Annotated in this window: 23 protein-coding genes and 1 pseudogene; 18 read left to right on the top strand and 6 right to left on the bottom strand. The window is 46.0% G+C overall.

Annotated features, from left to right (window positions below; all coding sequences use genetic code 11):
• Window positions 1–158 precede the first annotated feature (158 nt).
• The 3 genes from V1499_RS15300 to V1499_RS15290 all read left to right on the top strand — a co-directional run bounded on the left by V1499_RS15300 (window position 159) and on the right by V1499_RS15290 (window position 1,174).
• A complete protein-coding gene (locus V1499_RS15300) occupies window positions 159–413 on the top strand; it encodes a YrhC family protein (protein WP_409270746.1) in 255 nt (84 codons plus the stop codon).
• A gap of 460 nt (window positions 414–873) precedes the next feature.
• Window positions 874–1,014, top strand: a complete 141-nt coding sequence (locus tag V1499_RS15295; protein ID WP_409270745.1) for a YrzI family small protein — start codon at window positions 874–876, stop codon at window positions 1,012–1,014.
• Window positions 1,015–1,033: 19 nt separating this feature from the next.
• A complete protein-coding gene (locus V1499_RS15290; RefSeq protein ID WP_409270744.1) occupies window positions 1,034–1,174 on the top strand; it encodes a YrzI family small protein in 141 nt (46 codons plus the stop codon).
• A gap of 802 nt (window positions 1,175–1,976) precedes the next feature.
• On the opposite strand, the gene V1499_RS15285 is transcribed toward V1499_RS15290, so the two are convergent.
• Window positions 1,977–2,138 carry a hypothetical protein gene (locus V1499_RS15285; RefSeq protein WP_409270743.1) on the bottom strand — a complete coding sequence of 54 codons (162 nt, stop codon included), beginning with the start codon at window positions 2,136–2,138 and terminating at the stop codon, window positions 1,977–1,979.
• Between the two features lie 211 nt (window positions 2,139–2,349).
• On the opposite strand from V1499_RS15285, the gene sigK reads away from it, so the two are divergent.
• Window positions 2,350–3,075, top strand: coding sequence for an RNA polymerase sporulation sigma factor SigK (sigK, locus tag V1499_RS15280; RefSeq protein WP_409270742.1), 726 nt, complete (start codon window positions 2,350–2,352; stop codon window positions 3,073–3,075).
• Between the two features lie 147 nt (window positions 3,076–3,222).
• Here sigK and V1499_RS15275 read toward each other — a convergent pair whose 3' ends face one another.
• Window positions 3,223–3,894: a response regulator transcription factor gene (locus tag V1499_RS15275; protein ID WP_409270741.1), complete on the bottom strand. Its 672-nt coding sequence runs from the start codon at window positions 3,892–3,894 to the stop codon at window positions 3,223–3,225.
• A 134-nt stretch (window positions 3,895–4,028) separates the two neighbouring features.
• Here V1499_RS15275 and V1499_RS15270 point away from each other — a divergent pair, with 134 nt between their 5' ends.
• Window positions 4,029–4,184 carry a hypothetical protein gene (locus V1499_RS15270; RefSeq protein WP_409270740.1) on the top strand — a complete coding sequence of 52 codons (156 nt, stop codon included), beginning with the start codon at window positions 4,029–4,031 and terminating at the stop codon, window positions 4,182–4,184.
• A 147-nt stretch (window positions 4,185–4,331) separates the two neighbouring features.
• Complete coding sequence (locus V1499_RS15265; protein WP_409270739.1) at window positions 4,332–6,131, top strand: M3 family oligoendopeptidase; 1,800 nt, start codon at window positions 4,332–4,334, stop codon at window positions 6,129–6,131.
• 108 nt (window positions 6,132–6,239) lie between these two features.
• Here V1499_RS15265 and pssA read toward each other — a convergent pair whose 3' ends face one another.
• Complete coding sequence (pssA, locus tag V1499_RS15260; protein ID WP_409270738.1) at window positions 6,240–6,779, bottom strand: CDP-diacylglycerol--serine O-phosphatidyltransferase; 540 nt, start codon at window positions 6,777–6,779, stop codon at window positions 6,240–6,242.
• Window positions 6,780–6,976: 197 nt separating this feature from the next.
• On the opposite strand from pssA, the gene V1499_RS15255 reads away from it, so the two are divergent.
• The gene (locus tag V1499_RS15255; RefSeq protein ID WP_409270737.1) at window positions 6,977–7,765 is read left to right on the top strand and encodes a phosphatidylserine decarboxylase; all 789 of its coding nucleotides are present in this window, start codon (window positions 6,977–6,979) and stop codon (window positions 7,763–7,765) included.
• A 57-nt stretch (window positions 7,766–7,822) separates the two neighbouring features.
• Here the strand turns inward: V1499_RS15255 and V1499_RS15250 are convergent, their stop codons facing one another.
• The gene (locus tag V1499_RS15250; RefSeq protein WP_316571937.1) at window positions 7,823–7,963 is read right to left on the bottom strand and encodes a sporulation histidine kinase inhibitor Sda; all 141 of its coding nucleotides are present in this window, start codon (window positions 7,961–7,963) and stop codon (window positions 7,823–7,825) included.
• Between the two features lie 485 nt (window positions 7,964–8,448).
• Between V1499_RS15250 and V1499_RS15245 the strand changes: the two genes are divergently transcribed.
• From V1499_RS15245 to V1499_RS15210, 8 genes are read left to right on the top strand one after another with little or no spacing between them, the layout of a single operon-like run.
• Window positions 8,449–8,964 carry a YqeG family HAD IIIA-type phosphatase gene (locus V1499_RS15245; RefSeq protein ID WP_409270736.1) on the top strand — a complete coding sequence of 172 codons (516 nt, stop codon included), beginning with the start codon at window positions 8,449–8,451 and terminating at the stop codon, window positions 8,962–8,964.
• A gap of 2 nt (window positions 8,965–8,966) precedes the next feature.
• On the top strand, window positions 8,967–10,073 hold the full coding sequence (gene yqeH, locus V1499_RS15240) for a ribosome biogenesis GTPase YqeH (protein WP_409270735.1): 1,107 nt from the start codon (window positions 8,967–8,969) through the stop codon (window positions 10,071–10,073).
• Between the two features lie 17 nt (window positions 10,074–10,090).
• Complete coding sequence (gene aroE, locus V1499_RS15235; RefSeq protein ID WP_409270734.1) at window positions 10,091–10,930, top strand: shikimate dehydrogenase; 840 nt, start codon at window positions 10,091–10,093, stop codon at window positions 10,928–10,930.
• On the top strand, window positions 10,924–11,214 hold the full coding sequence (yhbY, locus tag V1499_RS15230; RefSeq protein WP_409270733.1) for a ribosome assembly RNA-binding protein YhbY: 291 nt from the start codon (window positions 10,924–10,926) through the stop codon (window positions 11,212–11,214). The genes aroE and yhbY overlap by 7 nt, the downstream gene beginning before the upstream one ends.
• A 22-nt stretch (window positions 11,215–11,236) precedes the next feature.
• A complete protein-coding gene (locus tag V1499_RS15225) occupies window positions 11,237–11,806 on the top strand; it encodes a nicotinate-nucleotide adenylyltransferase (protein ID WP_409270732.1) in 570 nt (189 codons plus the stop codon).
• Window positions 11,796–12,368 (top strand): bis(5'-nucleosyl)-tetraphosphatase (symmetrical) YqeK, encoded by a 573-nt coding sequence (gene yqeK, locus V1499_RS15220; RefSeq protein ID WP_409270731.1) that lies wholly within the window; start codon window positions 11,796–11,798, stop codon window positions 12,366–12,368. Before V1499_RS15225 ends, yqeK begins: the two co-directional genes overlap by 11 nt.
• On the top strand, window positions 12,365–12,721 hold the full coding sequence (gene rsfS / locus V1499_RS15215) for a ribosome silencing factor (RefSeq protein WP_409270730.1): 357 nt from the start codon (window positions 12,365–12,367) through the stop codon (window positions 12,719–12,721). Before yqeK ends, rsfS begins: the two co-directional genes overlap by 4 nt.
• Window positions 12,718–13,467 carry a class I SAM-dependent DNA methyltransferase gene (locus V1499_RS15210; RefSeq protein WP_409270729.1) on the top strand — a complete coding sequence of 250 codons (750 nt, stop codon included), beginning with the start codon at window positions 12,718–12,720 and terminating at the stop codon, window positions 13,465–13,467. The genes rsfS and V1499_RS15210 overlap by 4 nt, the downstream gene beginning before the upstream one ends.
• A gap of 76 nt (window positions 13,468–13,543) precedes the next feature.
• Here the strand turns inward: V1499_RS15210 and comER are convergent, their stop codons facing one another.
• On the bottom strand, window positions 13,544–14,368 hold the full coding sequence (gene comER / locus V1499_RS15205) for a late competence protein ComER (RefSeq protein WP_409270728.1): 825 nt from the start codon (window positions 14,366–14,368) through the stop codon (window positions 13,544–13,546).
• A gap of 85 nt (window positions 14,369–14,453) precedes the next feature.
• Between comER and V1499_RS15200 the strand changes: the two genes are divergently transcribed.
• The 3 genes and pseudogenes from V1499_RS15200 (at window position 14,454) to V1499_RS15190 (ending at window position 18,086) form a co-directional block, all read left to right on the top strand.
• The gene (locus V1499_RS15200) at window positions 14,454–15,059 is read left to right on the top strand and encodes a helix-hairpin-helix domain-containing protein (protein WP_409270727.1); all 606 of its coding nucleotides are present in this window, start codon (window positions 14,454–14,456) and stop codon (window positions 15,057–15,059) included.
• Window positions 15,060–15,126: 67 nt separating this feature from the next.
• A pseudogene (locus V1499_RS15195) lies at window positions 15,127–15,600 on the top strand (ComE operon protein 2); the annotation flags it as partial.
• Window positions 15,601–15,716: 116 nt separating this feature from the next.
• Window positions 15,717–18,086 carry a DNA internalization-related competence protein ComEC/Rec2 gene (locus V1499_RS15190; protein ID WP_409270726.1) on the top strand — a complete coding sequence of 790 codons (2,370 nt, stop codon included), beginning with the start codon at window positions 15,717–15,719 and terminating at the stop codon, window positions 18,084–18,086.
• 34 nt (window positions 18,087–18,120) lie between these two features.
• Here the strand turns inward: V1499_RS15190 and V1499_RS15185 are convergent, their stop codons facing one another.
• Entirely contained in the window at window positions 18,121–18,255 is a 135-nt protein-coding gene (locus tag V1499_RS15185) for a YqzM family protein (RefSeq protein WP_082686880.1), read from the bottom strand.
• Between the last annotated feature and the right edge of the window lie 150 nt (window positions 18,256–18,405).

The following is an 18,405-nucleotide window of genomic DNA, read 5'->3' as shown; positions in this document are numbered from 1 at the left end:
CCAGTTAGGTTGTCATATAAAGCCCTGATTCGTGACAACTGTCGCCATTGGCGTTCCAGTAAATCAATGTTCCAAGAATGTTAAAAATTACATTGCTCACAATGCGTAAAAATATGTTAAATTAGTTTAGTATTCTTTTAGAAAAGCAGGTGAGCAAGATGCATTTACAGGCAAAAGAACTGTTTGAAAAAATGACCGATACCAAATGGTTTGGAATTGTCCTTTTGGCAACGGGCTCATTTTTCTATATAGGCGCCATTCTTCCTACAGCGTCCGCAAACGTGAAGGATGCTGCTGGCATGACAGTCGCTTCTTTAGTTTTCCTCGCTGGTTCGATTCTAGCTTTCTTGAAATCGAAGCATTATAGGGAACAACTAATGGAACATGAAGATGGAGAAGAATATTTCCAATAAACAGCACCGCCCTTTAATTGGGCGTCTTTTTTTTGCTCATTTTGCTTAAAACACAGCGTATAATTACCATAAATATGAAACGGATGAATTTTTTTCATCAAAATGGTTTACAAATATTCATGTAGTGTATATAATGGCAATGGTTGGTAAAAAAATTCTTGAAAGGAGGCATTACCATGATTAAGTTTTACGACGGAAACAAAACTTCATATGAAATTCATGCATGTTCTGCCTTCAAGGATTGGATTGCCTAACAAGTAAGTTTGTTCAATTAGCCATATCCATGCCGTGGGAGAACTGTGCCCGCGGCATTTTTATGCTCAAAATAACCTTTAGACGCCGAAGCCTGCCCACTTGATAAAAAGGTTGGCTCGAGAAAAGAGGTATGCCGCAGGGAAACGATTCTTTCTGCGGCTTTTTTGTGTGGTTAAAATGATATGGAATCGAGGAGGTGAGTGAGATGACGTTAAACATTTTCTTTATGACAATCACGATTGTGAAGCGACAAATGGATCCGGAGGAAATAATGAGACGGGAGCGTATTGAGAAAATTACCGAGGAAAACAAAAATCGCCAATTTTCATTGTACCGCCCGTTTTAAGTAAAGGTGGTGATACTAGATGACACTTCAACTTTTTTTCTTAACAATTACAATTAAAAAGAGGACCTTCAGCCCGGAAGAATTGATTGCCTTGGAACATTCCAGAAGAATCCATGAGGAAAACAAAGCACGCGCACTCAATCTTTACAGGCCACTCTAACAAGAAAGGGGAAAAATGACATGATGTTTTTAATGCAGAACAGAAGAGGTTGGTATTGGATTTGGAAAGATACGGCTTAATCGATTTTCCTGAAAGGAGGAAAAGGCATGCCGATCCATTGTTTTTTACTCAGTTTATTACTTCTGCTAAAGAGAGTAGGCCAGGCTAAAGGTAAAAATGCCACAAAGCTGTACGGTAACTACTATATATACTATAATTAAGATATAGATAACAGATTGAGCAAGGGGTGCTGATTATGTTCTTGATGGCGTTATCATTGATTATCACAGGGGTAATTGGCTGCGTTATTGCCGCCGAGGTAAGCGTAGAGGATTAATTAAAGGAAAAAAGCATTAGCCCTCGGGTTAATGCTTTTTTTAAAAAAAAGATAAGAATGTTTAAAATTTGTCTAGCTCCACAAGGAACGCTACGGCAGCATAGCATCGCACGAAGGAAAAGTGTTCTTCTTTTCCGAGGAGCGCCCAACGCCTAGTGTACTTCGGTCCCCTCGCTACGATAAGTCAACATCGATTCGCAGTTGCTCCTGCGCCATAGCCTATTCGGGGAAGCTTATCTTCAGCTCGTCGCAAAGCCCACGAAGGTTCTCAATGGAGCTATCCATGAAGTATTGCGGGCAGATGCTTCGCTCATCGTGTTTCTTTTACTGTGGGCAAGGTGCTCCTGCGCCATAGTAAATTCGGGGAAGTTATCTTCAGCTCGTCGCAAAGCTGCAGGGAAGTAACTCAGGCAGCTGCTTCCCTCCAGTTCATACGGCGCTAAACGGACGCTCGCGCTTTTCTTATTAACTCCGCCGTTTAGGCCTGAACCATAGATATACGACCAGGAGGATTGCTCCAGCAGCTGCAAAACCCCTTTTAGCCGAAAAATCTCCAAACATTAGCTGTGCGGCTGTAGCTAGGATGACAATAATAAGAACAAGCAATAAAACGATTTTTTCAGCCAACTCTTTTCCCCCTCTTTCACTTCTATTCTACAATCCGCTTCATGTTATGTCCATTTGCCCACAGCAAGTAATTTCGTTTGTTTTTTTACTCGTTAGGTTTATTTTTCCAATGCAGGTAGGTGATAGAAATTTTGGGCGGACAGACACTTTTCCCGTTTTTTTTACATAGAGTTAGGTAAAACACAAGCTGAGCAGAAAGCGGGGAGAGACTATGTCCGGTATTCTGGCTGCCCTCGGTTACTTGGTAAAAGAAGTCGTATTTCTCGTTTCCTATGTGAAAAACAATGCCTTCCCGCAGCCGCTGTCTTCGGCCGATGAAAAAAAGTACCTTAAGCTAATGGCGACGGGGGATGCGAATGCCCGCAACCTCCTTATCGAACACAATCTCCGGCTCGTCGCCCATATAGTAAAAAAGTTCGAAAATACCGGAGAGGACGCCGAAGACCTCATATCAATCGGGACTATCGGGCTCATCAAGGCAATCGAAAGCTATTCGGAAGGGAAAGGAACGAAGCTGGCCACCTATGCCGCTCGTTGTATTGAAAATGAAATACTCATGCATTTAAGAGCTTTGAAAAAGACAAAAAAAGATGTTTCCCTTCATGACCCGATTGGCCAGGATAAGGAAGGAAACGAAATTTCCCTGATTGACGTTTTGAAGTCAGAATCCGAAGATGTCATTGATACAATCCAGCTGAATATGGAGCTTGAGAAAATCAAGCAATACATCGGGGTGCTCGATGCAAGGGAAAAGGAAGTGATTGTCGGAAGGTTCGGGCTTGATTTGCAAAAAGAAAAAACACAGAGGGAAATTGCCAAGGAGCTTGGGATATCCAGGAGTTATGTCTCGAGGATTGAAAAGCGGGCGTTGATGAAGATGTTCCATGAATTTTACCGGGCCGAGAAAGATCGGCGGAAAAAAGGAAAAGGCAGCTAAAGCTTAGCTGCTTTTTTTGTTTGAAGTTACGGATTCAGCCTATTCCCCTGCCACATACCATTGAAGCTTAAATGGTTAACAACATAGACCGATTGCCGGATACTCGTCTGTAAACATGGCGGAAGTCCCAGACCATGCATATCCATGTTAGTCTACCCATTTGTATCCAACTCCCCAAACGGTCGAGAGATGGTCGTCCACCGGGAAGCCCGCTTTTCGCAGTTTGTCCCTGAGGTTGCGGACATGCGAATCGACTGTCCGATCTTCCGTTGTTGCGGCAAACCCCCAAACGGTGGTGAGCAAATGTTCACGAGTGAATACCTTATTCTTGTTTTGCAACAAAATCACGAGGATTGAAAATTCTTTTGGTGTGAGGGAAATGGGTTGCCCCTCGTAAGCAAGTTCAAAGGAAGATTGGTTTAGGACAAGCCCCCTGAATGAAAGGATCTTGTCGGTTGGGTTCCTCCTTCGCATGACCGCCTCAATCCGCGCGATTAGTTCCTCTTCATCAAACGGTTTTGAAATATAATCGTCCGCCCCAAGCTTCAATCCTTTTACAATATCAGGCTTTTCTGTCCGGGCTGTCAGCATGATAACCGGGATATCCGAGTGTCTCCGGATTTCACGGCAGGCTTCCCAGCCGTCCATTTCTGGCATCATCACATCGAGTAGGACGAGGTTTGCTCTCCCGCTTTCCAAATAATCGATGGCAGGAAGAGCGGAAGTGAATGTAAGGCACTGAAATCCGCGTGGCGAAAGATAAAGTGAAAGCAGGTCGAGCATTCTCTGTTCATCATCGATTAGGATAATCGTCTTCAAGGTACCCTCTCCCGGCAAAACGCAAGTAGTTATCTCCATTATATAGGAAACCCTTCCGGAAGGTTGATTTTTTTACCCGCCCATGCACGTTTTTGCCCGGTACATACTCTATAGTATAGGAAGGGGTGAATGCCATGTATTGTGGGTCCCAATACCCTCCATACCCATATGTATACCCATATGGGCCTGGCGTCGGAGGATATGGTTTTCTATACGCGCTTTTCATCATTCTCTTAATTATTATCCTGCTCTTCGGCGGCTGGTGGTATTTCTGCGGCCGGCCATGCTAGGGTAATGACGGGCTGCCATGATGGCGGCTCTCTTTTTTAAGAAATATGGAACTCCTAAATTGGTAATCTTCTGAAAATAATCTATAATAAAGTGGTACATATTTCACCGGGCATTGCGCCTGCAGCAAAAAGATAAGGGGGATCATTATGGTCAACGCAACGTATTCGGATGTGTGGAATTTGGATGTGTTTTTTCCGGGCGGCAGCTCTTCACCAGAGTTCCAGCGCCACCTTGAAAACACCAAGGAATCAATCGACCTGTTTTTTAGCGAAGTGGAAAAGTGGGAGCTAAAAGGCGATGCCGGGGATGCCGATGCCTTGGACAACCTCATTGGCCTCTTTGAAAAAACCGCGATGAAAACTCGCCAGGCGGGGGCGTTCCTTAGCTGCCTAAAGGCACAGAACACAGAGGATAAAAAAGCGCATGAACTCCTCGCCAAGGCGACTGGCCTGAACGCTTCTTTCCAGACTGCTCTGACAGTTTTCGATGGAAAGCTTGCCAGAATTGAAGACGATCAATGGAATGCTCTGATGGAAGACAGCAGGCTGAAGGAATTGGAATTCGTTCTGACTGAGCGAAGGGTACGGGCCGCCGAAAAACTTTCAGACGCGGAGGAGGCAGCAATCAACGCCCTTGGAATTGACGGTTACCATGCATGGGGCCAAATGTACGACATGGTCGTTGGCAAAACAAAGGTCCATTTTTCCAAAGACGGGGAAACAAAGGAACTGTCTGTCGGCCAGGCCGCAAACCTGTTCTCCAACCCAGACCGTGAAGTCCGCAAAGCTGTATTTAAAGAATGGGAAAAGGCTTGGGAAGGAAATGCAGATTATTTGGCGAAAATCCTTAATCACCTGGCTGGATTCCGGCTTAATGTATATAAATTAAGGGGATGGGATGATTTCCTTAAAGAACCGCTTGACTACAACCGCATGAAAAAAGATACGCTGGATGCTATGTGGGGTGCAATAACCGCCAACAAGGAGCCATTGAAAGCCTATCTTAAGCGGAGGGCTGAACTGATAGGCGCGGAAAAACTAAGCTGGTATGACCAGGATGCTCCGTTTGGCAGCGCCGATTCCAAGGTGCCTTATCATGAAGGGGCGGAATTCATCCTTGAGCAGTTTGCCAAATTTGGCGAGGAAATGACTTCTTTTAGTAAACACGCGTTTGAAAACAATTGGATTGAAGCAGAAGACAGGCCGGGGAAAGCGCCGGGCGGGTTCCATACGTATTTCCCTGAATCGAAGCAATCAAGGATTTTCATGACCTACTCCGGAACGCCTTCGAATATATCGACCCTGGCCCATGAATTAGGCCATGGATTCCATACTTTTGCAATGAGGGACCTTCATCTGCTTAACCGAAGCTATGCGATGAACGTGGCGGAGACCGCTTCGACATTCGCGGAAATGATTGTCGCGGATGCGGCTGTCAAAAACGCGAAGACCGAAGAAGAAAAGCTGGCGCTCCTTGACGATAAAGTCCAGCGTTCTGTCGCTTTCCTTATGAATATCCATGCCCGGTTCCTGTTCGAGACAAGCTTTTATGAAGAGCGGAAAAAGGGCTTTGTCAGCGCTGCCCGCCTGAATGAATTGATGGAGAAAGCGCAACGGGAAGCTTATCTTGATTCTTTGGAAGAATACCATCCTACCTTCTGGGCATCGAAGCTGCACTTCTTCATTACAGGTGTGCCGTTCTATAACTTCCCTTATACGTTCGGCTACTTGTTCTCGCTCGGTATTTATGCAAGGGCGCTCGAGGAAGGAAGCGGTTATGAGGAAAAGTATATCGCGCTTCTGAAGGATACTGCATCAATGACAGTCGAGGAGCTCGCCGAAAAGCATCTCGGGGCAGACCTGACGAAACAGGATTTCTGGGCAAGCGCCATAAAGCTCTGCATGGATGATGTCCACGAATTCCTTGAATTGACCAAGAATCTTTAATTTACATGAAAAAACACCCCGGCAGCTTATAGATAGCCGGGGTGTTTTTGGCTTCAAAACATAAGAATGTATACAATTGTCTAGCTTCCGCGCTAACACGGCACTTTCTTATACCTTCCTAAGTTTAAACGGGCTGACCATAAGGAATGATAGTGCCATAACAATGAACAGGAATGTTTGCGGAGGAGCATAAGGGATGGCAAGGAAACTGAGTGTAACCAGGCATCCGGCCGCAGTGATTGGCAAACCTGTGAAATAGCCATTGCTTTCCGTGATATTGAACCGGGCCAGGCGGAAGGCTCCGCAGGCGATGAAGAAAATGGTGAAAAATGATCCAGGGCCGCCAAATTCAGATAAAATTCCTTGATATATTAATAGTGCTGGTGCCACGCCAAATGATATAATATCACTCATGGAATCCAATTGCTTTCCCAACTCTGATTCGATATTGAATTTCCTGGCAACCATACCGTCGAACCTGTCCGCCAAGGCGGCTATGAAAATGAGCAGAAGGCTGAGCCTTAAATTTCCGTGAATTGTAAATATAATTGCAAAACCACCGAGCGACAAATTCATCAATGTCAGGACATTGGCTGTTTGTGTTTTGAGTTTTTTGACTGTTTGGTCTACTACATCCAATAAAAACATTTCCTCACTCCTTTTTTGCAATCCGGATTCCTGTGTGGAAGGTCCGGTATAAGAAAGAAACAAAGGCAGTGGCCAAGGTTCCTAATTCTTGCACACGTCCATCGGCTAGTCGTAATCATTAACCTATCATACTTTCATTTTAAGGCTTTTATGACGGTTCGTAAAGAGTATATTTACACTATTTGGAGGTTAGTACATTGTTTAAGCCCATCTACAGGCTTTTCATCGAGTTGACAAATGGCAAATGGTCATCCTTGCTTTTAAGGAAATTTGCAAGGTCCCCAAGAAGCAGGAGAGTTGTCTCCCGCTTCGCCAAAGTCTACAGACTCAACACTATTGAAATGGAAACGCCGATCGGGGAATATCCGACTTTGCACGACTTGTTTATTAGAAAGCTTAAGCCTGGCTCCCGTCCGGTTAACCAGGAGGAGTATTCCGTTGTCAGCCCTGTCGATGCTGTTATTGAGGATATTGGCACCGTTAAACCGAGCAGTGAAATGGAAGTGAAGGGGAAAATTTATTCCGTCATCGACATGCTCGGGGACAGAGAAACCGCTGAAAAATATATGGATGGAACTTATATGATTTTTTATTTAAGCCCGAGCCACTACCACCGGATCCACAGCCCGGTGGACGGGGAAGTGAAACGTCAGTGGTCGCTTGGGGCAAAATCATATCCTGTTAACAAGTGGGGCCTGAAATATGGTGTGGACACCTTGTCAAAAAATTACCGGATGATCTCGGAAATCCAAACAGCCTCCGGAATGGTTGCCGTGGTCAAGGTTGGCGCGATGTTTGTTAATTCCATTGAAACGACGCATGAAGGCAATGAACTTAAAAAAGGGGAGGAAATAGCCTATTTCAGCTTCGGGTCAACGATTGTCCTTTTGTTTGAAAAAGGAAGTTTTACTCCGGAACGATCAATTTCAACCCCATTCGACGTCAGGATGGGGGAAAAGGTAGGCACTCTCCGGACAGGCTCATAGGAAAAACGGCGCCATCCGAGCGCCGTTTTTTCATAAAAAAAGCCTGACCAGGCGAGGTCAGGAGGATACCCTAACTTTATGTGATAAAGAGCGGCGCTGTATTTCCTTTTCGATTAGACGAATAAAATCAGGGCTTAGGTTCAGTTCTCTAGCCTTAAAATAGGACTCGATCAACAAATCATCCGACAGTTTGCGCATGCCAGAAATCACCCCCTGTTAAAATTTGTGTCTAAATACACGCTGGCATCATATATTGATAAGTTCATCGTTGTTAACCTTAATCTAACAAAAAAAATCGGACGGAACAATCGTTCTTATTGTCCACAGGGACCAGTGGATAACCTGTGATTAAGTTGTTTATAATTGGGAAAAAGGTGATAGTAGCAAGTGGTATAATGTTGATAAAGTTATCCACATGCTCGGTTCGCGCCAAATTTGTCGAAAAGTTTTTCTAGCTATTTTCTTTTTTTGACACTTTCTCCTAAATAAACAAGGGGGAAGGAAGGGATTCAGCCTCAGTTTTCGACAATTATTTTATAGTGGAGGCGGATAGCACCGGATGATGTCAATTCCCGGATTTAGTGGAAATGAGCAAGTTTGGGAAAAATGTTTTTGAAACCTATGGCAAAATTGGTTATGATGATAACATTGCCAACCTTATGAAATAAAAACGGGGTGTTACGATGTTAAACCTTTTCCTGCCCACAGAGCATGTAAAGAACGTATTTGAAATTACTCCTGAACAGTTGAAAAAAAAGGGCATCAAAGGGATAATTACCGATCTTGACAATACCCTTGTCGAATGGGACAGGCCGCAAGCCACTCCAAAACTGATTGAGTGGTTCGATGAAATGCGGAAGAATGATATTCTTGTTACGATCGTTTCAAACAATAATGAGCAGCGGGTAAAATCCTTTTCCGATCCGCTAGGGATACCCTTCATCTTCCAGGCACGTAAGCCAATGACACGTGCTTTCCGTAAAGCCGTCGAACGGATGGGCCTGAAACGGGAAGAAACGGTTGTCATCGGCGACCAGCTTTTAACGGATGTTTTTGGAGGAAACAGGGGCGGCTTCCATACAATTCTTGTTGTTCCGGTCGCATCAACCGATGGATTTTTCACACGATTCAACCGGAAAATTGAGCGCCGAATCCTGAATTTTTTCCGCAAAAAAGGAATGATTGATTGGGAGGTCTAACAGTGGAAGAGGAACGTGACATTTGCATCGGATGCGGGGTAGCCATCCAGACGGAGTCCCCGGGTGAACTTGGCTATGCCCCCGCTTCCTCTCTTGGGAAGGAGCAAATTATTTGCCAGCGCTGCTTCCGCCTAAAGCATTACAATGAGGTCCAGGATGTCAGCCTGACCGATGATGATTTTTTGGAAATACTGAATCAAATCGGACATACGGACGCGTTGATTGTAAAAATCGTTGATATTTTCGATTTCAATGGGAGTTGGATTCCCGGGATGCATCGGTTTGCAGGAGGAAATAAAATCCTGCTTGTAGGAAACAAGGTCGACCTGCTTCCGAAGTCGGTGAAGCACAATAAGCTGATTAATTGGATGAAGCAAGAATCGAAGCAACTCGGCCTCCAGGCAGAAGACGTGTTCCTGATTTCAGCGGCAAACGGCCAAAATATCAGGGAGACGGCTGAGGCGATTGATTCCTATAGGCAGGGCAGGGACGTTTACGTTGTCGGCTGTACGAATGTCGGCAAATCCACGTTCATCAACAGGATTATCCGTGATATCGCCGGCGGCCAGGATGTGATTACGACATCGCACTTCCCGGGCACAACCCTTGACATAATAAAGATTCCGCTTGATGATGGTAAATCGCTAATCGATACCCCGGGAATCATCAATCATCACCAGATGGCCCACTATGTCGGCAAAAAGGACTTGAAGGTCATCACCCCGAAAAAGGAAATTAAGCCAAAGGTCTATCAGTTGAATGAGGGCCAGACATTGTTTTTCGGCGGCCTCGGCCGGCTTGATTACACAGCGGGGGGAAGAAGGGCGCTTGTGTGCCATTTTTCTAACGACCTGGGCATCCACAGGACCAAAACGGAAAATGCGGATGACCTTTATGCACGGCATGTCGGGGAAATGCTTACCCCTCCAAACGCCGATGAGCTCGATACATTTCCCGAACTCGTTAAACAGGAATATACAATCCGGGAACCAAAGACTGATATCGTCTTTTCCGGGCTTGGCTGGGTAACAGTCAATGAACCGGGGGCGAAAGTAACGGCGTCTGTGCCAAGGGGCGTCCAGACGATGCTTCGCAAGTCGCTTATTTAGGTACGGGGGGAATAGTATTGAAAAAGCTTTTTGGTGTTATCGGGAATCCGATTGGGCACTCCCTTTCGCCCCAAATGCACAATGATCTGTTTAGCCTGTATGGGATTGATGCCCATTACCATCCTTTCCTTGTCGAACAAGGCCGGCTCCGGGAAGCTGTTTCCGGATTAAAGGCGATCGGGGCGGCTGGCTTTAATGTGACGATTCCTTATAAAACGGAAATTATGCCTCTTTTGGATTGGATTGACCCGCTTGCAAAAGAAATAGGCGCGGTCAACACAGTCGTCAACAAGGATGGCAAGCTTGCCGGTTATAATACGGACGGCCCCGGATTCCTTAAAAGCCTTGAGGAAGGTTTTCCGAAGCTTGAGGATCCGGCCATTCTCGTAATAGGCGCAGGCGGGGCTGCAAGGGCGATTTATTTCACCCTTGAAAAAACTAATCCGGCCGTAATTGATATTTGCAACCGAAGCCTTCCAAAAGCGGAGTCGCTCGTGGGCGAATCACAAACCGGTGTTCCGTCGAGGGCGCTCTCGATTGAAGAAGCGGCGGAAAAAATCAATGAGTATACTATTATTATTCAGACAACATCTGTCGGCATGCACCCACAACCAGGCGTGAGCCCGATTGGCCTTGATGGCCTGAATAAGCAGGCGCATGCTGCCGATATTATTTACAATCCCTCTGAAACGGAATTCATGAAACAGGCCCGCCTGCGGGGAGCAAAGACGCTGAACGGCCTGGGGATGTTTGTCCATCAGGGGGCACTTGCTTTCGAATTATGGACGGGAATCAAGCCGGATACGGACAGGATGCGTAAAACCGTACTGAAACAACTGGGAGGTACAAAATGTTAACAGGAAAACAAAAAAGGTTTCTCCGTTCCAAGGCCCATCACCTTACCCCAATTTTCCAGGTGGGAAAAGGCGGAGTGAACAGCAACATGGTCAAGCAGATTGCCGATGCTCTTGAAGCGAGGGAATTGCTGAAAGTTAGCGTCCTTCAGAACTGTGACGAAGACAGGGACACGGTCGCAGAGGAACTCATCGGCGGGACGGGAGCCGAACTTGTCCAGATAATCGGAAACACAATCGTCCTTTACAAAGAATCTGTTGAGAATAAACAAATCCAGCTCCCTTAGGGCATAATAAGGAGGAGGTTTCATGAAAAAGGTAGGCATTCTTGGGGGAACGTTCAATCCGCCGCACCAAGGCCATTTAATCATTGCGAATGAGGTTTGCCATTCCCTTGGCCTTGATGAAATATGGTTTATGCCGAACCAGGAACCTCCCCATAAAAGAAAGGCGGGAGGCGCTTCAAATGAGGACCGTCTTGCGATGCTTGAAGCTGCGATAAAAGGGAATAGGTTGTTTAAGGTGGAAAAGGCGGAGCTTGAAAGGCCGGGGCCATCCTACACGTTTGAAACGATGAAATTTCTTGCCGATAGGCACACTGATTACGATTTTTATTTTATCATTGGGGCCGATATGGTTGAATATTTGCCGAAGTGGCATAAAATTGACGAGCTTCTCAAACTGGTTACCTTTGTCGGCGTCCAGCGTCCGGGCTACTCCATGGAAACAACTTATCCAATAGAAACGGTGGAAGTCCCTGCCATCGACCTTTCGTCAAGTATGATTCGGGAGAGGCTTCGTGAAGGCAAAACCGTTCAATACCTTTTGCCCGAGAGTGTCATCAGTTATATTTGGGAGAATAAATTATATGGAACGTGAAAAAGCTTTAGGAATCGTCAAAGGGCAATTGACTGAACACCGCTATGTCCATACTCTCGGTGTTGTTGAAACCTCGATAGCCCTTGCCCGGAAGTATGGCGCAGACCCTAAAAAGGCGGAGCTAGCCGCAATTTTTCATGATTATGCGAAATTCCGGCCAAAAGAGGAAATGAGAAAGATCATCCTAGAAAACGGTTATCCCAAGGACCTGCTCGAGTATAGTCCGGAATTATGGCATGCCCCCGCAGGCGCTTTTCTCACTGAAAAGGAGGCTGGGATTACCGCCCCTGACATATTGGATGCGATCCGCTACCATACATCGGGACGGCCAGGGATGACGCTTTTGGAAAAAATCGTTTACCTAGCCGATTATATCGAGCCGGGCCGAAATTTTCCCGGTGTCGAGGAAACGCGTGAGCTAGCGGAAAAAAACCTTGATCTCGCGCTTATCCAATCTGTAAGGAATACAATTTCATTTTTAATGAAAAAAAACCAGCCGGTTTACCCGGAAACCTTTTTAACTTATAATGACCTCGTCAAAAACAGGAGGATTGATGAATGAGCAAGCAAGAGCTGTTGGAAATTGCGGTAAAGGCCGCCGATGATAAAAGGGCAGAAGATATCCTGGCCCTGAACATGAAAGGGATTTCGCTCATTGCCGATTACTTTATCATTTGCCACGGAAACTCCGATAAGCAGGTACAGGCAATCGCAAGGGAAATCAAGGAAAAAGCCGAGGAGAACGGCTTTAGCGTCCGTAGGATGGAAGGCTTTGATGAAGCGAAGTGGATTTTAATCGACCTTGGCGATGTGGTAACCCACGTTTTCCACCGCGATGAACGGACATATTACAATCTTGAACGCCTTTGGGGAGATGCTCCGCTCGAAAACATTTCGAGTGTCCTGAATCCATGAGTTACGGACGTTTTGCCTATTTGTATGATCAATTAATGGAAGATGCCCCGTATGATGAATGGGTGGCCTATGTGCTCAATGCCTGGGAAAAATTCGGTCTAGGCAGGGAGAAATCCCTCCTTGACCTAGGCTGTGGAACAGGTGAACTATCACTCCGGTTTGCTCAGCAAGGCTTTTCCGTCACCGGGGTGGACTTATCCGCGGATATGCTTTCGGTAGCCCGGGCAAAATCGGAAGATGCCGGTTTCTCCATCCCGTTTTACGAACAGGACATGGCTCAGCTTGAAGTGCCCGGAAACTATGGAATTATCGGGATTTTTTGCGATTCGCTAAATTATTTACGAACGGAAGAGGAAGTCAAAAGCACGTTCCTCCACGCGGCATCCCATCTTTCGCATGGAGGCCTGCTAATCTTTGATGTCCATTCTACCGATAAGATTGAAAATGGGTTCGTCAACAAGTCCTTTTCGCTAAACGGGGATCGTGTATCGTATATTTGGGATAGCTTCAGTGGGGATGAACCATATAGTGTTGAACACGAAATCAGCTTTTTTGTCCTCGATGAATCTGACGGCCGTTATGACCGCTTCGATGAAGTCCATTATCAGCGGTCGTATCAGGTTGAAGATTACCGAGGCTGGCTTACGGAGGCAGGATTAACGGTTGTTTCCATCACTGCGGATTTTAAAAATTCCTCGCCAGTTTCAGATTCAGAACGGATCTTCTTTGTCGCTAAAAAAGAATAAAAAAATGGCCAATTCTTTAATGGAACTGGCCAATTTTTTTTGAAAAAAAGAAGGAAATATTTCTTCGTATGGAGAATTAGTTGGTAGAATACTGTTCTCCCGCCTTTTGTAAATCCTCTTCAAACTTTGTATGGGTCGCATTGAGCAATTCATAAAATAAATCCCCAAGCCCTTTTTCAAGAACCTTTATTCCCTCACCTGTAATACCGCCTTTCACACATACCTTTTCCTGAAGCGTCGGCAATGTATAATGCCCCTGGCTAAGCAATTCACCCATTCCGACGATCATGGCGCTGGCCATTTTGGTGGCCCGTTCTTTATCGATTCCTGTTTTCTTTTCGGCGGCTTCAATGAATGCCTGCAGAAGAAAGCTGAAAAACGCGGGGCCGCAACTCACGATATCGGATGAAACACGGACAAGTTCCTGTTCTATCTCGATAGGGGATGATATTTTCGCAAAAAAATCATACGCTCTGTTTTTCCATTCCGGGTTGCATTTATCCCCAAATGTCAGAAGGCAAGCGCCGGCCAACGCCCTGTTGGTAATGCTTGGGATTGCCCTGATGACAGAGCAATTCACTAAAGTTTCAATCTGGCCTGTACTAATCGGGCTCGTTATGGATATAAGGCATTTCTCTTTTGTAAGAAAGGAAGCGATCGTTCCAAGGAGCGCATGGATTTCCAATGGTTTTACACAAATAAATACCATATCCGAATGACGGGCAACTTCTTCAGCCTTTTCTGCAACCTGGATGCCCGGATATACTTTTTTCAACTCCAATGCCTTCGCTATCGTCCTGTTGGCGACCATAAGGGACTCCGCTTTTATTGCCCCGCTATCAATAAACGCTTCTGCAAGAATTCGCCCCATATTACCTGTCCCGATAATGCCGATATTCATCTTCCAATCCCCTCCTGGCCAAACGAATTCCACTACAACAATATGAATCGTACAAGCAAATTATACCTTAAGGAGAGTTTTTTCAATGAGAGAGTGGCTGAGCAGCAATAAACTCTATTTAGTGGCGGCCATTGCCGCATTAGGAATCTTTTTGTATTATAGCTTCTTTCGGGAACCGGTCCCGGAAATGGTAGGGCAAGCGGAACATTTCCCGGTATTGGAGGAGCGGACAGAACTTCCGGACACGGACGCCGAGGAGAAGAACGAGCAAATTCTCGTCGATGTGAAAGGAGAAGTGAAAAAGCCGGGGGTCTACCGCGCGGGAAAAGACGAGAGGGTCATTGATATGATTGAACGCGCGGGAGGCCTTACGGAAAAAGCGGACGCGGCACAGGTCAATTTTGCCCAAAGGCTCGAGGATGAAATGGTTATCTATATACCGGCGGCGGGAATTGAAGGGAGCCAGGCTATCCAATCACCCGGTCCAAAAGAGGATGGGAAAATCAACATTAATAAAGCGGATGCAGCGGGCCTTCAGGAAATACCCGGAATTGGTCCCGCCAAGGCGGCGGCCATCATCGAATACCGTGAAAAAAACGGCCCTTTTAAAGACACTGCCCAATTAAAGGAAATAAGCGGAATCGGGGAGAAGACGTATGAAAAGCTCGAGTCTTCCATTACTGTCCGTTGACCGTATAGGATGAAGGAAGGTAAACTGAAAGGACAAACAGCCAACACAGCATAAGGGGGAATAAAAAATGGAAAGAATTTCGTGGGACCAATATTTTATGGCGCAAAGCCATTTGCTCGCCTTGAGGAGCACATGTACCCGGCTGACAGTAGGAGCGACGATTGTAAGGGATAAACGGATCATTGCCGGCGGCTACAATGGTTCAATTGCCGGCGGTGAGCATTGTACGGACCATGGCTGCTATGTCATTGACCATCATTGCGTCCGAACAATCCACGCGGAGATGAACGCGCTCCTGCAATGCGCGAAGTTTGGCGTTCCTACCGATGGAGCAGAAATTTATGTTACCCACTTCCCATGTTTGCAATGCTCCAAGGCGCTTATCCAGGCCGGCATTAAAACGGTTTATTACGCGAAGGATTATAAGAACCACCCTTATGCGGTTGATCTTTTTGAAAAGGCGAACGTGAAAACCGAAAAGGTGGAATTGAAAGAGACTATAATCGATTTCAGTAAAATTGCCTCCATCCCATCCATTGCCCAGGAAACTGGCAGCTAATGCAATTTGCGCATCCCCCGTTTCGCGGCGGATGCGCGGATTGATTTTTTAAAAAAGCATGCACGAACAGTTTGAGTGTAAATCATTTGGAGGTAATTATGAAAAGGAAGTTCATCCTCCTTGCCCCCGCAGCCCTTTTAGGGACCTTGACCGCGTTCTTTAATCCGATCCCAATTCTCTTCAACTTTCTTCTTTATCTTTTTTTCCTGCTAAAAGCAAAACGGTTCGATTTCATTACTATTGTCCTTGTAGTTGGGGTGTTTACACTTTTTTCCGAATCAGGATACAACGCCGTCCAGGAAAACAGAACACTTCTTTCCGGAAATGAAAGGGAGTTCACACTAAGTTTCAAGGCCGGCGCCAGAATCGATGGAGACTTCTTCATTGCGGAAGCTGTCGATGCCCGAACCGGTGAACATGTAATGGGTACATACAAAATAAAAAGTGAAATGGAAAAGGTAGCCCTTGAAAAAGAAAGTTTTGTCGGAAGAACATGCCGGCTGACAGGGAAATTGGATTTCCCTTCCAGTGCGAGGAATCCGGGCGCCTTCGATTACAGAGAGTATTTGAGCCGGAACAAAGTACATTGGATGCTGAAACTTGACGCCGCCCCATTGGGGATGTGCGGAATGGAAGCGGCCGGCATCGTTGAAAGACTCGGAAAGGTACGGGAGATGGGGATTAAAGGCATGGCCGGACAGCTCCCCCCTGGAACTGTTCCGGTTGCGGCCGCCCTCGTATATGGCGATCAGTCGCTATTCCCCCTAGAGGTTAGCGGCGCCTACAAAAATTTAGGCATCACCCATTTGCTTGCGATTTCCGGCATGCAGGTGACCATTCTAGCGGGGGCAGCCTTATTTGCTGGCATCCGATTGGGTGCCACCCGTGAAAGGATGTCAGGCATTCTTTTATTCATTCTACCTCTTTATGCCATTCTAGCAGGAGGCTCTCCATCCGTAATCAGGTCGGTTCTTATGGCCGAAATTCTCCTTCTCGCGAATATTCGTCCGCGTTTTTTCCCTGTCAGCGCTTTGGATGCTCTATCCCTTTCCTTTGGAGCCTACGTACTCACTAATCCATTCGTCCTGTTTGATCCCGGTTTTCAGCTATCCTATGCGGTTACCTTTGCGCTACTATTATCAGCACGGGCGTTACAGGCGATGAAAACTGGCGGTGCCGTCCTCCTTCTTACTGGGACTATGATATCCCAGATAGCCGCCCTGCCAATTCTGTTAGTTCATTTTTACGGGATTCCGCTGATTGGAGCCGCTGCAAACCTCATTTATATCCCTCTTTATTCGTTCTTTATGATGCCGGCTGTGTATATTTTATATCCATTAAGCTTTTTTGGCAGTTTGTCACATTCAGCAGCTTTTTTTGTTAATAAGGGAATTATTTTATCAGACCGGCTTGCGGTATTCCTGGCGAAAGCACCATTACAGCTAAACATTGGGCATTTGGGCTTGCCGGCGATCATATTTTATGCCGTGGCTGTTATAGGCTCCTTTATTCTTTGGGAAAAATCGCAGCCAGGAAAAAGGGCGACGGCTTTACTATGTATTCCTCTATTTTTCCTGGCCGTACATGTGGGAATCAAGCAGGTGTCCCCATCATTTGGGGAAATCACGTTGATTGATGTTGGCCAGGGTGACAGCATTCTAATAAGGCTACCCGACCAAAAGGGGGTCTATCTAATCGATACAGGCGGTATTGTTGATTTTGGGAAGAAGGAATGGCAGCGGCGAAAAAAAACATTTGATCCTGGCAGGGACACGGTCATTCCCTTTTTGAAAGCAAAAGGAATCACAAAAATAGACAAGTTAATCCTGACACATGGCGATATCGACCATATTGGCGGCGCCGCGGCTATTGTGGATGAAATAAAGATTGGCGAAATCATGATTCCGGGCATGAAGGAGAAATCCGAGGTGGAAGAAAGGGTTATCCGCCTGGCGACCGAAAAGGGGATCCGTATCCGGGAGGTAACAAGGGGAGATTACTGGCAGGCGGGTCCTTACAACTTCCATGTTCTCTCACCAGGTAAACGATATGACGGGGAGCGGAATGGCGGTTCAGTTTCCATTCATTCCGTTTTGGGAGGAAAGGGGTGGTTTTTTACGGGAGACCTGGATGAACAGGCAGAAAAAGAAATTACAGATTTGTTTCCTAATATGAATATCGACGTACTCAAGGCTGGCCATCATGGGAGCAGGACGTCTTCATCGGAACAATTCCTTGAAACGTACCGGCCCGAAATCGTCCTGATTTCAGCTGGAGTAAATAACAGGTTCGACCACCCGAACACGGAAACCTTGAAACGGATTGAAGAAATTGGCGCAGCCGTATTCAGGACTGACATTCATGGAGCTGTTTCCTATCGTTTTAAAGGAAATTCAGGAACCTTTTCTACCTTTTTGCCATACACTGGACCATCACCGGAAAAAAATAATACTTTCGGGCAAAAATAAAAAGGCCGCGGCGGGCGGCCTTGGAAGGCATCCATTAAGAACCAATGGCATGGATGACTGTCGCGATTATGAACATGGTTGCAAAAAAACCGAAGGAAACAATGAAGCCAACCCCTGAATCAATCGCATCGTTTCGTTTGCTCTGGACGTTTTGTTCAAATTCGTTCACAAGCTACCCCTCCCTATTTTCCATAATAGTATAAGCCATCCATTAAAAAAAATCCAGCGCTGCATGCGCCGGCCGCTTTTTGTCAGTACTTAACACAAATAGTTTTCCCGTCCGGTGCGAAATATAAAAGCAATAAGGCGTTCCGCCGGC

The organism is Neobacillus oceani (genome assembly GCF_046237595.1).
In the GTDB taxonomy this organism is placed as follows: domain Bacteria; phylum Bacillota; class Bacilli; order Bacillales; family Cytobacillaceae; genus Bacillus_D; species Bacillus_D oceani.
Note: the sequence above shows the minus strand (reverse complement) of the source record. Positions and strands in the feature narration are given on the sequence as shown.

Excerpts from the sequence above, each read along its gene's own strand:
- V1499_RS15300 (WP_409270746.1), top strand. The coding sequence starts at position 159 with ATGCATTTACAGGCAAAAGAACTGTTTGAAAAAATGACCGATACCAAA.
- V1499_RS15295 (WP_409270745.1), top strand. The coding sequence starts at position 874 with ATGACGTTAAACATTTTCTTTATGACAATCACGATTGTGAAGCGACAA.
- V1499_RS15290 (WP_409270744.1), top strand. The coding sequence starts at position 1,034 with ATGACACTTCAACTTTTTTTCTTAACAATTACAATTAAAAAGAGGACC.
- sigK (WP_409270742.1), top strand. The coding sequence starts at position 2,350 with ATGTCCGGTATTCTGGCTGCCCTCGGTTACTTGGTAAAAGAAGTCGTA.
- V1499_RS15270 (WP_409270740.1), top strand. The coding sequence starts at position 4,029 with ATGTATTGTGGGTCCCAATACCCTCCATACCCATATGTATACCCATAT.
- V1499_RS15265 (WP_409270739.1), top strand. The coding sequence starts at position 4,332 with ATGGTCAACGCAACGTATTCGGATGTGTGGAATTTGGATGTGTTTTTT.
- pssA (WP_409270738.1), bottom strand. The coding sequence starts at position 6,779 with ATGTTTTTATTGGATGTAGTAGACCAAACAGTCAAAAAACTCAAAACA.
- V1499_RS15250 (WP_316571937.1), bottom strand. The coding sequence starts at position 7,963 with ATGCGCAAACTGTCGGATGATTTGTTGATCGAGTCCTATTTTAAGGCT.
- V1499_RS15245 (WP_409270736.1), top strand. The coding sequence starts at position 8,449 with ATGTTAAACCTTTTCCTGCCCACAGAGCATGTAAAGAACGTATTTGAA.
- yhbY (WP_409270733.1), top strand. The coding sequence starts at position 10,924 with ATGTTAACAGGAAAACAAAAAAGGTTTCTCCGTTCCAAGGCCCATCAC.
- V1499_RS15225 (WP_409270732.1), top strand. The coding sequence starts at position 11,237 with ATGAAAAAGGTAGGCATTCTTGGGGGAACGTTCAATCCGCCGCACCAA.
- yqeK (WP_409270731.1), top strand. The coding sequence starts at position 11,796 with ATGGAACGTGAAAAAGCTTTAGGAATCGTCAAAGGGCAATTGACTGAA.
- rsfS (WP_409270730.1), top strand. The coding sequence starts at position 12,365 with ATGAGCAAGCAAGAGCTGTTGGAAATTGCGGTAAAGGCCGCCGATGAT.
- V1499_RS15210 (WP_409270729.1), top strand. The coding sequence starts at position 12,718 with ATGAGTTACGGACGTTTTGCCTATTTGTATGATCAATTAATGGAAGAT.
- comER (WP_409270728.1), bottom strand. The coding sequence starts at position 14,368 with ATGAATATCGGCATTATCGGGACAGGTAATATGGGGCGAATTCTTGCA.
- V1499_RS15200 (WP_409270727.1), top strand. The coding sequence starts at position 14,454 with ATGAGAGAGTGGCTGAGCAGCAATAAACTCTATTTAGTGGCGGCCATT.
- V1499_RS15190 (WP_409270726.1), top strand. The coding sequence starts at position 15,717 with ATGAAAAGGAAGTTCATCCTCCTTGCCCCCGCAGCCCTTTTAGGGACC.